Origin of the sequence: Saccharothrix luteola (genome assembly GCF_020859565.1) — a bacterium.
GTDB classification, from domain to species: Bacteria; Actinomycetota; Actinomycetes; order Mycobacteriales; family Pseudonocardiaceae; genus Actinosynnema; species Actinosynnema luteola.
In genome coordinates, this window is record NZ_JAJHUO010000054.1 from 9,820 (window position 1) to 27,869 (window position 18,050).

Consider the following 18,050-nt stretch of genomic DNA (forward strand, 5'->3'; position numbering starts at 1 on the left):
CCCCCCCCGGGGGGGGCGGGGCGCGCCCCCCCCCCCCCCGCCGCCCCCCCCCCCCCGCCGCCCCGCCCCCCGCCCCCCCCCCCCCCCGGCCCCGCGGGGGGGGGGCTTCTCCGGTCACCGGCGGTGACGTCAGTGGGCGACGGCCACGGTCTGCGGCGGCAGGAGGGGAAGGCCGAGGATCATGTCGGACGCCTTCTCCGCGATCGCGATCGTCGGGCCGTTGGGGTTGGCGAACACCGTCGGCATGACCGACGCGTCCACGACCCGCAGGCCCTCCAGCCCCATGACCTTCAGCTCGGGGTCGACGACCATGCCCATCGCGCACGACCCGGCCGCGTGGTAGGCCGTCTCGGAGTACCGGCGCGCGTGGGCGCGCAGGTCCTTGTCCGAGTCGGACTCCGGCGGGTTGTGCAGCGCCTCGGCGTAGGGCTTGAGCGCCTTCTGGTTCGCGATCTCCATGGTGAGCCGCAGGCCCGCCACCGCGGCGTCCATGTCGGACTCCTCGGCGAAGAAGTTGTGCAGGATCCGCGGCTTGGTGGTCGGGTCGGCCGACGCGATCATGATGTGGCCGCGGCTGAGCGGGTCGATCACGTCCGCGCCGAAGGAGATCGCGTGCGCGGTCGGCACGCCGAGGCCGCCGTCGGCGAACATCACCGGCGCGGCGTGGAACTGGAGGTCGGGCAGCTCCAGGCCGGCCTGCGAGGCCACGAACCCGCCGGACTCGGGGATGTTGGACGTGAGCGGCCCGCGCCCCTCCTCCATGAACTGCCGGACGTACTCCGGCTGCCCGGCCGCCAGCAGGCTCACCGGCTGGGAGGTGGTGTAGATCAGGAAGTCGTGCGTGTGGTCGATCAGGTTCTGGCCGACCATCGGCTGGTCCAGCACGACCGGGATGTCGAGCGCGCGCAGCAGCTCGGCCGGGCCGACGCCCGAGAGCTGCAGGAGCTGCGGGGTGTTGTAGGCGCCCGCCGACAGGATGACCTCGCGCGTGGCGCGGATCTCGAACTGCTCGCTGAGCCGGGAGGCGGCGACGCCCACGGCGCGGCCGTTCTCGAACAGCACCCGGTGCACGAGCATGTCGGTCTCGACGGTCAGGTTCGGGCGCGCCATCGACGGGTGCAGGTACGCCACCGCGCTGCTGCACCGGCGACCGTCGCGCTGGGTCACCTGGTAGAAGCCGAAGCCCTCTTCCTTGGCCGCGTTGAAGTCGTGGTTGGCCGGGTAGCCCGCCTCCAGCGCCGCCTCGACGAACGCGGTCGTCATCGGGTTGTTGGAACGGTTGTCGGACACCGACAGCGGGCCGCCCACGCCGTGGTACTCGTCGGCGCCGCGCTCGTTGTCCTCGGACCGCTTGAAGTACGGCAGCAGCTCGTCGTAGCTCCAGCCCGGCTGGTTCCACGCGTCGTAGCGCTCGCGGGCGCCGCGGATGTACACCATGCCGTTCATGCCGCTGGTGCCGCCGAGCATCCGGCCGCGCGGCAGGTAGATGCGGCGGTTGTCGGCGTACGGCTCGACGTGGGTGTCGTAGTCCCAGTCGAGGTTGGTGCGGAAGAGCTGGGCGCACGCGGCCGGGATGTGGATGTTCTGGGAGCTGTCGACCGGCCCGGCCTCGATCAGGCAGACCTTGACGTCCGGGTCCTCGCTCAGCCGTGCGGCGAGCACGCACCCAGCGGAGCCGGCGCCGACGATAACGTAATCGTACATCCGCGATCCTTTCCGGTTTTCGTCCTGAAGAAATGCGCCGACCTGTGCCCGCGTCACCGGTCCCGGCGGCGCGGATGACAGTCAACGAGGTGAACAACCGCAGTCAGGCCATGGCGGCGGACCTGCCCGAGGGCGGATCGCCGCGTAGTGCGCGCATTCGGCGGACGACCCGGTGTCCGAGGTGTGGCGGCAATTGCGCGGCAGTCGTGGGTACGTGGTTGCGCGCGCAACGGCAATGAAGGACCGGATCGCCACCGTGAACGCTACCGCACACGAGCGGCCGGGAAATTGCCGAGCGCCCGAGCGTACGGGAACCCGAATCTCCGCGACGCGCGGCAGGTCCTGGCGGCGATCGGTGCGGCAGTGGCTGCCTGGCTTGTCCTGGTCGGGGCGAAGCGGCCGGAACCATTGCTCCTCCAGTCCACGGCAATAATGCGGTCATCGTGGCTCGGTCGGCCGGGCCCGGACTACTTCGGCGTTGCCCTGGTCGAAGCGCTGCGATCACGCGCGAATGTCGTGCGGAACGGCCGGGTGATGTTCGTGCGCGGCGATGGATTCGATCCGTGCGGGACATCACCGCAGATCAGACCCTGGATCGTGGCGACGGCGCACCGGCCTGTCGTCCTTGGTGTCCTCCTTGTCTCGCGCGCGGGGCGTCCTTCCCATACCGTCCTTCGCCGTCTTCTCCGGGATCATTCCGACATTGAATGTGAGCTCCCCTCGAAATAGCCTTCGGTACCGTCGAAACTTTTCGCTCGCATTCGACCGTTATGTCCGAATCTTCGGGAATGGAGCGGTCGGTGCAAGTATTTCCGGATCTTCGGGGTCACTCGCGGCCGAATGGCTGCTTCTGGTCGGTTCACCCCGGTGCGCCAATCACCGGCGGTTGCCGGCCGCGCTCGGCACAAAGCAACACGGAAGAAGTGGGGTCAGTTCGATCCGGGGAGGATCGAGGGTGTCGGACGTGCGTTGCGCGTTTTCCGGCGATCATTTCCGATGAACTGGCCCACTGGTTCCGCGGAACTGGTTCACGCTGCTCGTGCGGGAACCGATGAGGAGGAAATATGGCTACGGCCACCACAGATCGTGCAGCGCAGCTCAATGCCTACTACGGGCCCTTCACCTCGGAGAAGGAGAAGGAAGTCCTGAGCGTCCCGCTCCGCCTCGTCGCGGCGTGGGCCGAGAACGACGCGAACGGCGTCGCGGACGTCTTCACCGAGGACGGCATCCTGATCCTGCCGGGTGACGTGTTCAAGAAGGGCCGCGACGAGATCCGCTCGTTCATGAAGGCCGCGTACGCGGGTCCCTTCAAGGGCAGCGGCGTGACCGGCAACCCGGTCGACGTCCGGTTCTACGCCGACGACGTCGCGCTGCTGCGCACGCACGGCGGCATCCTGGCCCCCGGTGAGACCGAGATCGCCCCCGAGCTCGCGGTCCGGTCGACCTGGGTCTGCGTCAAGCGGGACGGCACGTGGTTGCTCGCCGGTTACCAGAACAGCCCGCGCGGCGAAGGCGCGACGCTGCGCTGGTAACGGGTTCCGGGGCGCCCGCCGAGGTCGGGGCGGATCAGCGGCGCCACCCCCTGCCGCTGCTGATCCGCTCGTTCACCGGGGTTCGCGGAATCCACGCGCTCGAAGACAGACCGCACCCAGCCGACCGCACAGGAGAAGAAATGGGTTCCAAGGCCTCATCGCTCGTCGCCCAGGCCAAGCAGTGGGCGACTTACTACGGTGACTACACGACGGGCCCGGAGGGCGCCGCGCTGACCATCGCGCTGCGCTTCCGCGCCCTGTGGGAGGACAACGACGCCGAGGGCATCACCGACCTGTTCGTCGAGAACGGCAGCCTGCTGCTCGGCGACGAGCAGCTCAAGGGCCACGGTGAGATCCACGCCTACCTCACGGCGGCGTTCAACGCCGGTTTCCGGGGCACGAAGCTGATCGAGGAGGTCGCGGACGTCCGGCTGCTGAGCCCCGACGTCGCGATGGTCATCACGACGGGAGGGCTGGCGGCGAAGGACGCCACGTCCGTCCCGGAGGGCAACTCCTCCCGCACCATGTGGGTCGTCGTCAAGCGCGACGGCGACTGGTGGCTCGCGTCCTACCAGTCCAGCCCGCTCAAGGGCTGATCCACCTCCACCACGTCCGCAGGCCGCGCAGGGTCCGGGAGTCGAACGACGGGTCGTGCGCGGCTTCCGGCGGCGCGCGGGCCGCTCGTTGCAGAAGGAGAACCGGATGTACGACTATGTGATCGTCGGCGGCGGGTCCGCGGGCTGCGTGCTCGCGGCACGGCTCACCGAAGACCCGGACGTCACCGTGTGCGTGGTGGAAGCCGGTCCGCTCGACACCGTGGAGAACATCCACGTGCCGGCCGGTTTCGCGAAGCTGTTCCGCACGGGCGTGGACTGGGACTACGACACCCACGACGAGCCGGGCCTCAACGGGCGCCGCGTGTTCCTGCCGCAGGGCCGCGTGCTGGGCGGCACCAGCTCCATCAACTCGATGATCTACGTGCGCGGCAACCCGCTGGACTTCGACGCCTGGGGCCAGCCGGGGTGGGGTTTCGACGACCTGCTCGGCTACTTCCTGCGCTCCGAGGACAACGACCGCGGCGAGTCGGCGTTCCACGGCGTGGGCGGCCCGCTGGGCGTGTCGGACAACCGCGCGCGCAACCCCATGTCCACGGCGTTCCTCGCCGCCGCCGCGGCGGCCGGGTTCGCCGCCAACGACGACTTCAACGGCCCCGCCCAGGACGGGTTCGGCTACTTCCAGGTCAACCAGCGCGACGGCCGCCGGTCCAGCGCCGCGACCGCGTTCCTGCACCCGGTGCTGCACCGCCCGAACCTCACGCTGGAGGCGAACCTCCAGACCCACCGCGTGCTGGTCGAGGGCGGACGTGCCACGGGCGTGGTCGGCTTTCGGGCCGGCGAGGAGATCACCGTGCGCGCCGAGCGCGAGGTCGTCCTCGCCGCCGGGGCGTACAACTCGCCGCAGCTGCTGATGCTGTCGGGCATCGGGCCGGCCGCGATGCTGGGCGCGCTGAACATCCCGGTCGTGCTCGACCAGCCGCTGGTCGGCCAGAACCTCCAGGACCACGCGCTCGTGCCGCTGGTCTACACCCACCGGCACCCGATCAGCATGCTGGCGGCCGGGGCCCCCGAGTCCGTCCACCAGTTCGTCACCGAGGGCCGGGGCCCGCTGACCTCCAACGGCCCCGAGGCCGGCGGGTTCGTGCGGACGCTGAGCGGCCTGCCCGCGCCGGACGTCGAGTTCCTCACCGCGCCGGTGATGATCGCCGACAGCGGCCTGGCCGCGCCCACGGCGCACGCGATCACGCTGGGGGCGTCGCTGCTCACGCCGCTGAGCCGCGGGCACGTGTCGCTGGGCTCGGACGACCCGACGGCCAAGCCGCGGATCGTGCACAACTACTACGCCGACCCCGCCGACCTGGACACGGCCGTGCGGGCGTTGCGGATCGCGTTGGAGATCGCCGGCACGGCGCCGCTGGAGCCCTACACGGAAACGGCGTTCCGGCCTCCGGCGTCCACTTCGGAGGAAGACCTGCGCGCCTACGCGCGAGCCCGCACGCAGTCGACCTACCACCCCGTCGGCACGTGCGCCATGGGGCAGGTCGTGGACGCCGAACTGCGCGTCATGGGCGTCGAGGGACTGCGCGTGGTCGACGCCTCGGTGATGCCGACGATCACCCGCGGCAACACCAACGCCCCGGTCATCGCGATCGCCGAGAAGGCCGCCGACCTCATCAGCGGTGCCCCGGCGCTGCCGGCGCGCGGCACGGAAGCCCTGGCCGCTTAAGGGTTCCGGGTACTCGGATCGGCCGGACGGCACGCCCGCCCGGCCGATCCGCCACGTCCGCGCCCGAGTCGTCACGGCACCACAGGCGTGCCATACCCTTGCTCCGGAGCGGCGGCGTGACCGGAGGAGTCGATGCTGGGATGACGGCTGAGCGACCGATGCCCACGCAGGACGACGTGCTCGGGTACTTCAGCACGCTGTCGAACTGGGGGCGCTGGGGCGACGACGACGAGCTCGGCACGCTGAACCACATCACCGACGACGTCCGGCTGGCGGCGACGCGGGCCGTGCGCCACGGCCGGAGCGTGTCGTGCGCGTGGGAGGTCGCCGTGCCGGGGGAGATGGAGCGGTCGACGACGACGTGCCCGTGCGCCGCCGACATGCCGGGCGCCGAGGACATGCCGGTGCCCGGGTTCCGCAACGACCGGCGCTGGGGCTTCTCGTCCGAGCGGCTCGGCCTCACGTTCCACGGCAACACCATCACCCACGTCGACTCGCCGTGCCACCTCTTCTGGGACGGCACGATGTACAACGGGCGGTCGCACTCGTTGGTCGACCCCGCGACGGGATCGGCGTGGGCGGCCGTCACGGCGGCGGCGAACGGGATCGTCACGCGCGGTGTCCTGCTGGACGTCGCCAGGGTCCGCGACGTGCCGTGGCTGGAACCGGGGCAGGGCGTGTTCCCAGAGGACCTGGAGGAGGCCGAGCGCCGCCAGGGCGTGCGGGTGCGGTCCGGCGACGCGGTGCTCCTGCGGACCGGCCACGGCCGCGCCCGGCACGAGGCCGGTCCGTCCGGCGGTTTCACGCAGGCCGGCTGGCACGCGTCCTGCCTGCCGTGGCTGCGCGAACGGGGCGTCGCGCTGATCGGCGCCGACACCCCCCAGGACGTTCAGCCGTCGGGGTACGAGGACGTGCTGATGCCGGTCCACGCCGTGGGCCTGGTCGCGATGGGCCTGTGGCTGCTGGACAACTGCGACCTGGAGGCGTGCGCGACGACCGCGGCCGAGCTCGGCCAGTGGGACTTCCAGCTCGCCGTCGCCCCGGTCCGCTTCGCCGGCACGTCCGGCAGCCCGGTCAACCCGATCGCCACGTTCTGACCGCAAGACCCGCGCCACCTGCGTTGCGTCGACCGGGCACCCAGCGGTCGTGCGGCTTTGGCGGAAGTCGACAGAAATGGGCTTCTCGCGTTGGCGGTTGTGGCATGTCGCCGCCTCAGCGCGGTCCACTACGTTGGCGGGTATGGACAATGACGTTCGTCACACCGCACCCCGTGCCCGCTTCGATCGCCAAGGGCGGCGCCTGCTCGTGCTCGGCATCGGGGTCTTGGCCGTGCTCGTCTCGGCGACCGTGCTGGCCTTGAAGGACCTCGGCGCGGTGGTGGTGCGCTTAGTGGAGCAGGGCACGCCGGTCTGGGCGCTCGGCGTGTTCGTCTTCGCGGTGTTCGCGGGCATCGCCAAGATCGTGACCTCGTTCAGCGAGCCCATGAGCCGGGTCGTGCGGATAGTCGAACTCCGCCGGGCCGCCGGCGACGACCCCGGCCGTGACACCTGAGCCGTGCGGCAGTTCATCGACGCGGCCGGAAGTAGCGCTTCGTGATGTCGTCGCCGACGGCCGCGCCGAGGGTGGTGCCGTCGACGTCCGCAGGCCGGAAGTGGATGCCTGCCCAGATACGTGCCTCGACGACTTCGGCGGTGGCCTGCGAGAAGCTGTCGCAGTGCCGCGTGGTGCCGCTGTCGGCGCTGAACGCGCTGAAGGGGACGAAGTAGTGGGCGTAGGCCGTCATCTGCGCGGCGGTGCGGCAGGTGTGGCCGGAGGGGTAGTCGGGATTCGGCGGGGTCGTCACCAGCGGCGTCCACCCAGGGTCGGCCGCCGTGGCCGAGTTGCCGTCGGTGTCGGCGGACCGGATGGCCGTGATCGGCCGCCAGAAGTGCCAAAATTCCTTGTCCAACGCGCAGATGTCGGATTCATCCCACCGCATCCGACGACCCGGCAGGCTCTCCGGAACGCGTCGCGACCTGCGCCGTCGGCACCTCCCCGGTGGGACGCCATCCCCGAGGGTGGTCACCATGGGTAACCGAATCGTCCCCAGCCTCGTGTTCGGCGGCCACCCCGGACCGGGAGCTCTCCCCCCGGACCCGCATCCCACGGGGCCCGACTCCGACAATGGCGGCCCCGACGGCGACGGTCGATTCCCGCGGCGGTGGGATTTGGACCTGCGCCGGACCGAGGCACCGCGTCCCGGTGCCCTGCCGGCCCGGCGCACGTCGTAGCCGCGCCGCCACGCCATCCGCACGTTCGACGAGAAAGGCCGGATCGGCGATCGGCTGCTGTTCGGCGTTCTGGAGTGGCACAGCCGGATGCCGGTGTCGATCCGGGTGCACGACAGCGGCGCCGTGGTGGTGTGCCGTGATCCGCGCGGCGGATCGGCGTTGACCGAACGCTCCTTGGTCGCGGTGCCGGCGCCGATCCTGCGCTGGTGCGGGTTCGCCGGGCGGGAACAGGTGCTGCTGGTGGCGGTGCCGTCGTTGTCGGCGCTGGTCATCTACGGTCAGGAGACGCTGGACCGTCTGCTGCCTGACCCCCGGGCGGGTGGTGGCCGAGGCGCGTTCGGCCGGTGGAGGGTCGTCGGTGTCCCGGATGCCGGGCGACCGTGCGGATCGCGGTGACGTGGCGGTGGCTCTGCTCGTTCTGGAGCGGATGAGCCTCACCCCGAGGATCTGGTCGCCGCCGTGGCCGCGCGGACGGTCCCGACGTTCGCCGAGTTGGTGCCGAAGGTGTTCGAGGCGATTGTCCGGGCCGGGGTGCGTTGATGACGGCGACCGGGGCGAGCGACCACCGGGTGAGAGTGGCGTTGGCGGAGATCAATGGGGTCGTGTGCCGCCCGGCGTCGGCGGCAGTAGGCACTGGTGTGTACATGGAGGCGCCAGCGTCTCCTGCGACGGCGATAACGCCGAGGGCGGTCACGGCCGCCCGTGACGATGGATGAGGTCATGAAGCGGGGTCGGGATGCGGTGATCGTTCGGTGGTTTCGGCAGCGACGTGGGTGCACTGTCGCACATCCACAGGGCTGCCGACGGTGCTCTCACCTTCGGAGGCTGCCTCGGACGGCAACGCGGGTGCGCGGGAACGTCAGCCTGTAGGGCCTGAGATCGATCGCCGTGCTCGACAGCAGCCTCTGTCGCCCGTCGGGGTATCGACTCGGCCACCCGGTTGAGGCGCTACCGCTACGTCATCGAACGCACCCTGGAATGGGTTTCCCGGTCCGGTGACTGGCACGCTGCTACGAACGCAAGGCCGCCCACTTCACGGCATTCGCCCAGTTGGCCTGCGCGATGATCTCCACCACCGAGCCGAAACCGGTTTTGCTGGGATTCGCGCGCGGCGACGACTCGTTGGCCGCGTGGCTGGCGACGCGGGAGGCCGGGATCGAGGTCATCCCCTACCACCTCTACATCGTGCCGAACCTGCGGTTCGTGGAGGACTCCCGGAAGTTCTACGAGGACTTCTTCGGCACCCCGATCCTGAACCTGCCGCACCCGTCGATCTTCCGTTGGCTCGGCGCGCTGGTGTTCCAACCGCCCGAACGTGCGGCGGTCATCGAGGCCGCCCAGCTCCCCGAACCGACGTATGAGGAGCTGGCCGATTTCATCCGCGCGGACCTCGACCTGCCCGCGGCCTGGAACGCCGACGGCGTGCGCGCCGCCGACTCGCCCAACCGGCGGATGTCGGTCGTCACCCACGGCCCGAAGCGCGAGCACCTGCGCAAGGTGTGGATCGTGTGGGACTGGCGCATCGCCGACGTCCGACGAGGCGCTGGCGCGGCACAACTGCCTGAGGAGTACGAGTGGTTCGGCCGCAGTGTCGACTCACTGGACTTCCGGTTCCTCGACCCGATCCGGCGCCACGCACCCGACGACTACGCCCGGATCTTGGTGGTTCCCGCTCGCCGACCTGGAGCTCTTCCGCCGTGACCTCGCCCGCTGACCCCAACGCAGACATCCTGGCCCAGCTCCAGGCCACCGCCGCCATCGGCGGTCCAACCTCGAACGCCTACCTGCTGGCCCAACTCAACGCCGAACCCGAACCCGGCCCGCTGGCCGACGTCGAGTACACCGGCGACCTCGCCACGGACTCGGCCGCGGAGCTGGACACGTTGGCCCTCGGGTTCCGCGAACGCACCAGGCGCGAGGACGAACGGTTCCGACTCGCCACGGACTCGGAGTACTGGTTCGCACTGTGCTTCGCGTCCCGCGCGGAGAAGGACGCCTTCCTGCATGCCGCGCGGCTGTTCCACATCGGGGACAAGTACCTCGACGGTCGCGCCGCAGCAGCAGCCCTCGGCGTCACCATGCACGACCCCGACACCGAAGAGGAGGACTGGACGATTGTGCGAGGCCGACTTGGACGACTCATCGCCGGTGCCCACGCACGCCTGTCCCGCCGCGCCGCCAGCCCGTCATGAGGCCGCAGTTCCGGCACCTGAATCATCGGCTCGACCAACGAGCCAAAGGACAGCGTTGGTTGGGTGGTGCCATCCCGCAGGATGGCATACGAGGGGGAGATGCGGCCCGCGGTCTCCCTGGCTCGTGGCGGCTACAGCTGGCCCTACCTAGGCCTGCCCATGCAGCGAGGGTCACTGGACGGACGCCGCGCAGTCGTCTGGGAAACTGGCTACTTGCGCTGTGATCGCTCGGCGGCACGGAACCTGCTCACCGAGTGCGCCAACAGCATGGCGAATCCGCCGACTCCCGCGCAGCTACGCCACCTGGCACCACGTCCGACGACTCCGCGCCGCCTCCGTCCGCTCACCTTCATAGGCCTGAACCTCACCGCGGCGACATCCGCGGCGACTCCGTCCGTGCGCCCGTCAGGAACCCGGCACGGCGAGCTTGCCGAGAGCCAGCAGCGCGCGGAACTCCGCAGGGGGCAGCGGACGGGAGAACAGCCACCCCTGGTAGGCGTCCACGCCCAGGCCGCGCAGCACCTGGAACTGCGTCGCCGTCTCCACGTCCTCGGCCACGCACGTGCGGCCCATCGCCCGCGCTATGTCGACCACGGCCTTCGTCACCGCGAAGTCGGACGTGTCGGTGCCGAGACCGGAGACGAACCGGCGGTCGACCTTGATGATCTGCGCGGGTAGGTCCTTGAGCCGGGCGAGCGACGAGTAGCCGGTGGCGAAGTCGTCCACGGCGAACCGGATGCCCCGGCCGACCAGTTCGTCCATCGACCGCCGCACCCGCGAGGGGAGGTGCAGCAGGGCGGTCTCGACCAGCTCGAGCACCACCCGGTCCCACGGGATGCCCGCCTCGGCGATCGCGTTGGCCACGATGTCGACGAACTCCGGGTCGCCCGGCACCAGGCCGGCCAGGTTCACCGCCACCGACACCGGCCGCCCGCCGGGCTCGGGCCAGGTCGAGGCTTCCTTCAACGCGGTCCGCAGCACCCACCGGTCCAGCTCGCGCAGCAGGTCACCCTGCTCGGCCACCGGCAGGAACACGTCTCGCGGCAGCAAACCGCGGTCCGGGTGCGGCCACCGCACCAGCGCCTCTGCGGTCTGCACCACGCCGTCCACGCCGACCACCGGCTGGAAGTGCAGCGTCAACCCGTCGTGCTGCAACGCCTCCCGCAGCTGCCCCTCCAGGTGCACCTGCCGGTCCGCCGACTCGATCAACGCCGCGCTGGCCAACGACACCCGACCCGCACCCGACCGCTTCGCCTCGAACATCGCCGCGTCGGCGAACCGCAACAGGTCGTTGCCGGTCGCGCGGGACCCGTTCGGCACCGCCACGCCGATCGACGCCGACACCCGGACCAGCTGCCCGTGCACCGGCACCGCCGTGCGCAACAACCCCGCCACCCGGGTCGCCAACGCGTCCACCCCACCGGCCCGGTCGATGTTCTCGCAGATGATCACGTACTCGTCACCGGACAACCGGGCCGCCGTGCAGCCCTCCGGCAACCCGCCCTCCAACCGCCGCGCCAATGCCACCAGCAACTCGTCGCCCGCGTCGTGCCCCAACGAGTCGTTGACCCGCTTGAAGTTGTCGATGTCGCAGAACAGCACCGCGACCTTGGACCGCTCCGGCGACTCCAACAAGCCGCCCAGCATCTCCTTGACCAGCGCCCGGTTCGGCAGCCCGGTCAGCTCGTCGTACGTGGCCTGGTGCCGCAGCGCCTGCGCGGTACGGCGACGCTCGGTGATGTCCTGGAACACGACCAACCAGAACCGGCGGCCATCGTCCTGAACGGACAACGCGATGCGCAGCTCGCAGTACACCAGGGCACCGTCACGACGGACCAGGATCCGCTGCGGGATCTCGTGCGTGTGCAGGGATTCGGATTTCCCGATGGCCTCGGCCGCCGAAAGCAACCAGTCGCGGCTGTCGTCGGGATGGGTCAGCTCCGCAGCGGTCGCCCCGCGCAGCTGCTCCAGGCCTATCCCGAGCAGGTCGCACAGGGCGTCGTTGGCGTCGACCAGCCGCTCGCTCTCGTCGAACAGGCCGACGCCCACGGGCGTCAACGACACCAGGTCGGCGAACCGCCTGCCGGACCGGTTCATCCGGGCCTGTGCGTCACGCAGGTCGACCGACGACAGCCCGGTCAGCGGGTCGCCCGTACCGGGGTCCAGCACCGGCGGCTCCACGTCGGCCTCGAGCGAGGCCAGCTCGTGGTCCTGGGCGTCCAACAGCTGCTGCACCCGGTCCAGGCCGTTCGCCGTGTCCCGGAGGACGTCGTCCGGCGACAGCGCCGGGACGTCGAGCTCGGGATCCCCGGTGGCGTGCGCGTCCCCGTGGCCCCCGATTCCGCGCAGCCGGAGCTCCAGCGACCGGATCCTGGCGTGCGCGGCCTCGGCGACCGTCGTCGCCCGGCTGCGTTCCCGCTTGGCCTGGTCCAGCTGGCCCTCGGCCCGACCGCGCTCGTGCTCGGCGTCGGCCAGTCTGCGGTGGGTGGTCTCCAGCTCGGCGCGGTGCGTGGCCGCCTCGGCGAGGAACCGGTCCCGTTCGCCGGTGAGGTGCGAGATCAGCGCCGACAGCCGGACCAGCACGACGTGCAACACCACGATCAGCTGGGAGGTCCGGTGCTCGACCTGCACGCTCTCGATCAACTTCCGCCGGGCCTCGTTGAGCTCGTTGGTGACGGCGATCAGTTGCCGCTGCGCCTCGATCGTCTCGGCCTGCGTGTGCACGAGCCGGATGTGCGCGTCGGGCAGCCCGTGCTCCAGCCTGATGGTGGCGTCACCGCCGGTCTGCACGACGATGCCGGAGGACGTCGCGTGGGCGCGCTGACCGACCGCGTCGCCGCCGTGCGCGGCCACCTGGGTCCCCTCGTCGTCCGGCATGTCCCCGTCCCGCACAATCGGATTCTGCCGTGCCGCTCCCTCTGGTGGGGGCGAAGCCGGATCCATGCCCCGGACGGGTGAACGTCCGGCCGGAATGTTCAGGAGATCGACGGTGACACGCGTTCCATCATGCCGTGGCCCGCTGTACCGCCTCACCCTGCACAGGGCGGTCGGCGTGGTGTCCGCCGAGCCGCACGGCGCGACCCGCTGGGACTTCGCCCACTGACCCGTCCGGCCCGCTGGGTGTGCCCGCCAGGGATCGGCGTGTCGTTCGACCTGCTCCGGGTGCCGACACGCCTGCCGGTGACTCGGCCCGGCAGCGTACCGGACGGTCAGGTCGTGGTTCCGGGCCAGTCGTTGCGCCGCCGGGGACACGCCGGGCGTGCCTTTGTACCCGGCATGCCCGCGGATCGTGAGCGCAGACATCGCCTCGTGACCCGCATGGTGCCTCCCTCGTTGTGCCGCACGCGCAACGCGCGTTCCCAACCACTTCGCGCGGAAACAGTGAGTCGACCGGAGCACGGTCCGGTGTCGGGAATGTGGCGGATTGTGTCGACCGACCATCCGTTCGTGGTCCGAACGGGCCATCGGTTTGCAATGGGTGACTGCGGGTAATCCCCGGTCCCGACCGGCGGTGATCAAACGTGTGAGCGAGGCAGGCGATGGCGTCGTTTTCCCCTGTGCTGTGGTCTGCGGATCCGGGTGTGCCCGGTGTGCCGACAGTCGGCGTGGAAGAGGAGTTCCTGCTGGCGGACCGGTCTACCGGGCACCTGCTCCCGATCAGCGCCCATGTCGTGGAGGTGGCCGGTGATCTGGGCGGTGCGCTGGAGTTGGAGCTGACTAGGGCGCAGGTGGAGATCAACACCCCGGTGTGCCGGACCATGGCGGAGGTGCGCGAGCAGTTGACGTTCCTGCGTTCCACCGCCGCCGAGGCGGCGTCGCGGTGTGGCGGCAGCCTGCTCGCCGTGGGCACCGCCCTGGCCGATGACGCACCGGGACCGCCGATCACCGACGACCCGCGGTACCACAGGATCAACAAGGCATACGGGCAGCTCGCGCCCGAGAACGTCGTGTGCGGGTGCCACGTCCACGTCGAGGTGCCCGACAGGGAGACCGCGGTCCAGGTCTGCAACCACGTCCGGCCGTGGCTGCCTGTGCTGCTGGCGCTCACCGCGAACTCGCCGATCCACCACGGCGTCGACACCGACTACGCCAGTTGGCGGTCGGTGATCGTCGGCCGCTGGCCGTGCGCCGGCGCCCCGCCGTACTTCGAGTCGCTCGCGCACTACGAGTCCGCCGTGGACATGGCCGTCGGCTCCGGCAGCGTGCTGGACGAGAAGATGGTCTACTGGGACATCCGCCCCTCTTCCCACCTGCCTACCGTGGAGGTCCGGGTGAGCGACGTTCAGTCCACCGTGGACGAGGCTGTGTTGTTCGCCGCCCTGGTGCGGGCGCTGGTCATGACGTCGTTGCAGTCCATTCGGGACGGTGTCGAAGCACCTCGCGTCAGCGACGACGCGCTGCGGATGGCGTACTGGCGTGCCGCGCGTGACGGACTGGACGGCGTGGGCGTCGACCTGGACACCGTCCGGCCCGTTCCGGCCGTCGATCTGTTGCGCCGCCTGCTGCGCCGCGTCGAACCCGCGCTGACCACGACGGGTGAGCTGCAGGCCGTGAAGACGCTCGTGGACGAGTTGATCACCAACGGCAACGGTGCGAGCCGGCAGCGAGGTGTCTTCCGCCGCGACCACGCCGTGACCGACGTCGTGGCACTGGTCGCCCAGCACGCCGAGCACGACCGTTCACCGGACAACGTCGCCTGACGACGTCGGGGAGGAGCGCTTCCCGCTCCTCAGAACCCCACACGGCGATTCTGTCCTGTCACGGTGGGGCGGCCGGCACCACGGTGTTCCTCAATCACTGCCGAGCTGCGGCAGACCGGACATGTGGTTATTGAGTTGAAAGCATTCGGTTGCCTACATGATGGCGTAGCGGACGTGCGGGGCCCGGAAGGAACCGCGGACGATGTGCGGACGGCGCTGGCGGCGGCGCAGGAACCGTCGGGTTTCGTGGGCGAGCTGGTCGACGGTGTGGGCCGGTGAGGCGTTGACGTTGCGCTTGAGGTCGGCATTGAGCAGCTCGTTCGGGTTGAGCTCGGAGCTGTAGCCGGGCATCGGGTGCAGCTCGACCCGATCGGCGCCGGCCTCGAGTCAGGCGCGGACCGCCTTGCTCCGGTACGCCGGGTGCCGGTCAGCGATGACGTGCGCCTTCTGGCCGGTCTGGGGGCCAACCGGTCGAGGAAGCCGGTGAACACGGCCGCGGTGAAGCGGTCGATGAACACGGTGAACCACAACGCACCACGCGAGGCGACCGCGCACATGACGTTGACCTGCAGCCGCTTGCCGGTCACCTGCACCACCGGCGTCCGGCCCTTCGGCGCCCACGACCAGCCGGGCGGGGCGGCGTCTGCACTGCTCTGCCAGTGACGATGACTTTTAGAGCGGCACAGGCGCCCGGACGCAAGGGCACCAGCCGGTCGCCGGCCCTCAAGGCCATCACCTGCACCGGACCGCGCCCGTCGGCCGCGAGGGAGTCGTCCGCGCGCGGGTCGGCGCGCACCTGGTCGACCACCGCGTCCACACCCTTCACGGCCAAGTGCACGACAACGGCTTCGCACAACGACGTCGACGCGCCGATCAGCCGCGAACGCCGCAGGATGGGCACCACGATCCCGCTCGGGGCGATCTCCAACCGCCGCCCGTCCCGGTCTTCTCCCACCCATACAGCTGGCTCCAGCGACGCCCAGCTCGTACGGGCCTCCGCCTCCAGCACAACAGGATCACCGACAGTCGCCTTGGGTGGCATGAGGACTCTTCACCTCGTTGGGGCCGGGTGATCGTACGTGCCGGCACCCGTGCCCAAGAGCCGCCGGGCATCGATGCGGTCGGCGACCTGGTCGCTGCCGCTGAAGGCGTCGCATTCGACGCAGTGGACGCACTGTTCCGAGACGAGTGCGACGTTCGCCGCTTGCCCCTCCGGTCGGCTGGGAGCAGGACACGTCGGCAGGGTAACGCGCACCGGGATGCCCTCCGGCGGTACGACACGGCCAGCCTCGGCTCGTCGGTGCGCCATGACGGTATCGAAAGTTGCTGTCATCATGGCAAAACTTTCTACTTCGCCGCCGGGTCGACGATGATCAACGGAGGAAGCATGAGGAAGTCACTCGAGACCGTGCTGGCCATCGTGCCTGTGGTGGCCGCCCTGGTGGTGGCACCGAACGCCGCCGCGAGCACCACTGCGAGCACCACTGCGAGCACCACTGCGAGCTCTACGGCTAGGACTCTGAAGGACGCCGCATCGATCAGCGGACGCTTATTCGGTGCCGCCGTCGGGGCGAACCTGCTCGGCGATCTGGACTACGTCACCACGTTGAACCGGGAGTTCAACCAGCTCACGCCGGACAACGAGATGAAGTGGGACTTCATCGAGCCGAACCGCGGGGTGTTCAACTACACCGCTGCGGACCGCCTCGTCAGCCACGCCGAGAGCCAGGGCATGACGGTGCGCGGCCACGCGCTGGTCTGGCACAGCCAGTTGCCGGCGTGGGTGCAGCACATGAACTCGCCCAGCCAACTGCTGACCGCGGTGCGCAACCACATCTCCAACGTCGCGGGCCACTTCAGCGGCCGCGTCGCCTACTGGAACGTGGCCAACGAGGCGTTCGACGACACCAGTCGGGCCGCGCGACGCAGCTCGGTGTTCCAGCGGCTGCTCGGCGACGCCTGGATCGAGGAAGCCTTCCGTGCCACCAGGGCGGCCGATCCCACCGCGAAGCTCTGCTACAGCGACTACTTCATCGAGGGGCAGAACCCGAAGTCCGACGCCGTCTACGCCATGGTGAAGGACTTCAAGTCGCGCGGCGTGCCGATCGACTGCGTCGGCTTCCAGGCGCACCTGACCAGCGGCGGCGTGCCGGCCGACATGCGGGCCAACCTCCAGCGCTTCGCCGACCTCGACGTCGACGTGCACCTCACCGAACTCGACATCGCCGGCTCGGGCGCCGCACAGGCCGACTCGTACGCGCAGGTCGTCCGTGCGTGCGTCGAGGTGTCGCGCTGCACGGTGATCACGTCGAGCGGCGTGACGGACAAGTTCTCGTGGCGCGTCAGCCAGACCCCGCTGCTGTTCGACCGCTACTACAACAAGAAGCTGGCCTACGACTCGGTGCTCTCGGTGCTGATCGAGGGCTGACCTCCCGACGTCTCCGGTCGTGACGGGTCGGGCACGCGCACTCCACGTGCCCGACCTGCCCACCACCGTGCGCTCGCCCCGGTCGGTTCGGGCCGTGCTGCCGCGCCCACAGTGCGCCTGATCTGCGGATTCGCAGTCCTGCAGGCGGTTGAGGCCGTCGACGCACGCGTCGCGGACGCCGTCGTCGGAGACCTCGTCGAGACCGTCCAGCAGCACGGCCGGCCGAGTTCATCACTACACGACCCAGGTAAGATATTGAGTCGAAAGTGATCACCTTCCGGTAGGTTGATCACTTGTGATCGAGGTTGAGGGTGCGCCTCGGTTATCGCCTGCGGAGCGTGAGGTGCTGCGGTTGCGGGTGGTGGCCGCGTTGGAGGCCGGGAGGGTCGAGGGTTATCGGCGGGCCGCGGAGGTGTTCGGGCTCTCGGAGCGCTCGGTGGGTACCTGGTGGCGGGCCTACCGGCGGGGCGGTCGCGACGGCCTGGCGACCCGAAAGGGGCGTCCCGGCCCCGCCGAGCTGATCAGTGCGGAGGATCGGGGCACGCTGTTCGCGGCGATGGCCGACTACACGCCGGAGGAGCTGCTGATCGGCGGGCCGCTGTGGATCCATCAGGCGGTGGTCGAGCTGATCGGGCTGGTCGTCGGGGTCGACATGACCGAACAGGGCGTGGGGTTGTGGCTGCGCCGTCACGGGTTGACCCCGCAGCGTCCGGCGCGCCGCGCCTACGAGCAGCAGCCCGCCGCGGTGCGTGCCTGGCTGGACGAGGAGTACCCGGCGATCGAGGCGCGGGCCAGGGCCGAGGGCGCGGCGGTCGCGTGGGTCGATCAGTGCGGGCTGCGCTCGGATGCCGCCCCGCCGGGTCGGTCCTGGGCGCCGAAGGGGCGCACGCCGATCGTGCGGGTGACCGGGAAACGCCTGCGGGTCAACGTCATGTCCGCGG

The 18,050-nt window shown here is 70.2% G+C and carries 14 protein-coding genes and 2 pseudogenes; 11 read left to right on the forward strand and 5 right to left on the reverse strand.

Features of this window, described 5'->3' with window-relative positions; genetic code table 11:
• Window positions 1-129 precede the first annotated feature (129 nt).
• Window positions 130-1,704: a GMC family oxidoreductase gene (locus LNK82_RS45350; protein WP_230573007.1), complete on the reverse strand. Its 1,575-nt coding sequence runs from the start codon at window positions 1,702-1,704 to the stop codon at window positions 130-132.
• Window positions 1,705-2,768: 1,064 nt separating this feature from the next.
• Between LNK82_RS45350 and LNK82_RS45355 the strand changes: the two genes are divergently transcribed.
• The 5 genes from LNK82_RS45355 to LNK82_RS45375 all read left to right on the forward strand — a co-directional run bounded on the left by LNK82_RS45355 (window position 2,769) and on the right by LNK82_RS45375 (window position 7,070).
• Window positions 2,769-3,236, forward strand: a complete 468-nt coding sequence (locus tag LNK82_RS45355; RefSeq protein ID WP_230573008.1) for an SgcJ/EcaC family oxidoreductase — start codon at window positions 2,769-2,771, stop codon at window positions 3,234-3,236.
• A 140-nt stretch (window positions 3,237-3,376) separates the two neighbouring features.
• Window positions 3,377-3,832 (forward strand): SgcJ/EcaC family oxidoreductase, encoded by a 456-nt coding sequence (locus LNK82_RS45360; protein ID WP_230573009.1) that lies wholly within the window; start codon window positions 3,377-3,379, stop codon window positions 3,830-3,832.
• A 106-nt stretch (window positions 3,833-3,938) separates the two neighbouring features.
• Window positions 3,939-5,519, forward strand: a complete 1,581-nt coding sequence (locus LNK82_RS45365) for a GMC family oxidoreductase (protein WP_230573010.1) — start codon at window positions 3,939-3,941, stop codon at window positions 5,517-5,519.
• Window positions 5,520-5,659: 140 nt separating this feature from the next.
• Window positions 5,660-6,616, forward strand: coding sequence for a cyclase family protein (locus tag LNK82_RS45370; protein WP_230573011.1), 957 nt, complete (start codon window positions 5,660-5,662; stop codon window positions 6,614-6,616).
• A 142-nt stretch (window positions 6,617-6,758) separates the two neighbouring features.
• The gene (locus tag LNK82_RS45375; RefSeq protein ID WP_230573012.1) at window positions 6,759-7,070 is read left to right on the forward strand and encodes a hypothetical protein; all 312 of its coding nucleotides are present in this window, start codon (window positions 6,759-6,761) and stop codon (window positions 7,068-7,070) included.
• A gap of 13 nt (window positions 7,071-7,083) precedes the next feature.
• Here LNK82_RS45375 and LNK82_RS45380 read toward each other — a convergent pair whose 3' ends face one another.
• Window positions 7,084-7,497: a vanadium-dependent haloperoxidase gene (locus LNK82_RS45380; protein WP_230573013.1), complete on the reverse strand. Its 414-nt coding sequence runs from the start codon at window positions 7,495-7,497 to the stop codon at window positions 7,084-7,086.
• Window positions 7,498-7,876: 379 nt separating this feature from the next.
• Here LNK82_RS45380 and LNK82_RS45385 point away from each other — a divergent pair, with 379 nt between their 5' ends.
• From LNK82_RS45385 to LNK82_RS45395, 3 genes are all read left to right on the forward strand, one after another.
• Window positions 7,877-8,185 (forward strand): hypothetical protein, encoded by a 309-nt coding sequence (locus LNK82_RS45385; RefSeq protein ID WP_230573014.1) that lies wholly within the window; start codon window positions 7,877-7,879, stop codon window positions 8,183-8,185.
• A 666-nt stretch (window positions 8,186-8,851) separates the two neighbouring features.
• A complete protein-coding gene (locus LNK82_RS45390) occupies window positions 8,852-9,490 on the forward strand; it encodes a hypothetical protein (protein WP_230573015.1) in 639 nt (212 codons plus the stop codon).
• A complete protein-coding gene (locus tag LNK82_RS45395) occupies window positions 9,487-9,981 on the forward strand; it encodes a hypothetical protein (protein WP_230573016.1) in 495 nt (164 codons plus the stop codon). Before LNK82_RS45390 ends, LNK82_RS45395 begins: the two co-directional genes overlap by 4 nt.
• 405 nt (window positions 9,982-10,386) lie before the next feature.
• Here LNK82_RS45395 and LNK82_RS45400 read toward each other — a convergent pair whose 3' ends face one another.
• Window positions 10,387-12,873, reverse strand: coding sequence for a putative bifunctional diguanylate cyclase/phosphodiesterase (locus LNK82_RS45400; protein WP_230573017.1), 2,487 nt, complete (start codon window positions 12,871-12,873; stop codon window positions 10,387-10,389).
• Between the two features lie 698 nt (window positions 12,874-13,571).
• Here LNK82_RS45400 and LNK82_RS45405 point away from each other — a divergent pair.
• Window positions 13,572-14,681: a carboxylate-amine ligase gene (locus LNK82_RS45405; protein WP_230573018.1), complete on the forward strand. Its 1,110-nt coding sequence runs from the start codon at window positions 13,572-13,574 to the stop codon at window positions 14,679-14,681.
• A 153-nt stretch (window positions 14,682-14,834) separates the two neighbouring features.
• On the opposite strand, the gene LNK82_RS45410 is transcribed toward LNK82_RS45405, so the two are convergent.
• Together LNK82_RS45410 and LNK82_RS48555 are read right to left on the reverse strand one after the other, a co-directional pair.
• A complete protein-coding gene (locus LNK82_RS45410; RefSeq protein ID WP_230573019.1) occupies window positions 14,835-15,032 on the reverse strand; it encodes a transposase in 198 nt (65 codons plus the stop codon).
• 170 nt (window positions 15,033-15,202) lie between these two features.
• A pseudogene (locus tag LNK82_RS48555) lies at window positions 15,203-15,640 on the reverse strand (hypothetical protein); the annotation flags it as partial.
• A 110-nt stretch (window positions 15,641-15,750) separates the two neighbouring features.
• On the opposite strand from LNK82_RS48555, the gene LNK82_RS45420 reads away from it, so the two are divergent.
• Window positions 15,751-17,109, forward strand: a complete 1,359-nt coding sequence (locus LNK82_RS45420) for a glycoside hydrolase family 10 protein (RefSeq protein ID WP_230573021.1) — start codon at window positions 15,751-15,753, stop codon at window positions 17,107-17,109.
• A gap of 361 nt (window positions 17,110-17,470) precedes the next feature.
• Window positions 17,471-18,031 (forward strand): annotated as a pseudogene (locus LNK82_RS48560) (winged helix-turn-helix domain-containing protein); the annotation flags it as partial.
• Between the last annotated feature and the right edge of the window lie 19 nt (window positions 18,032-18,050).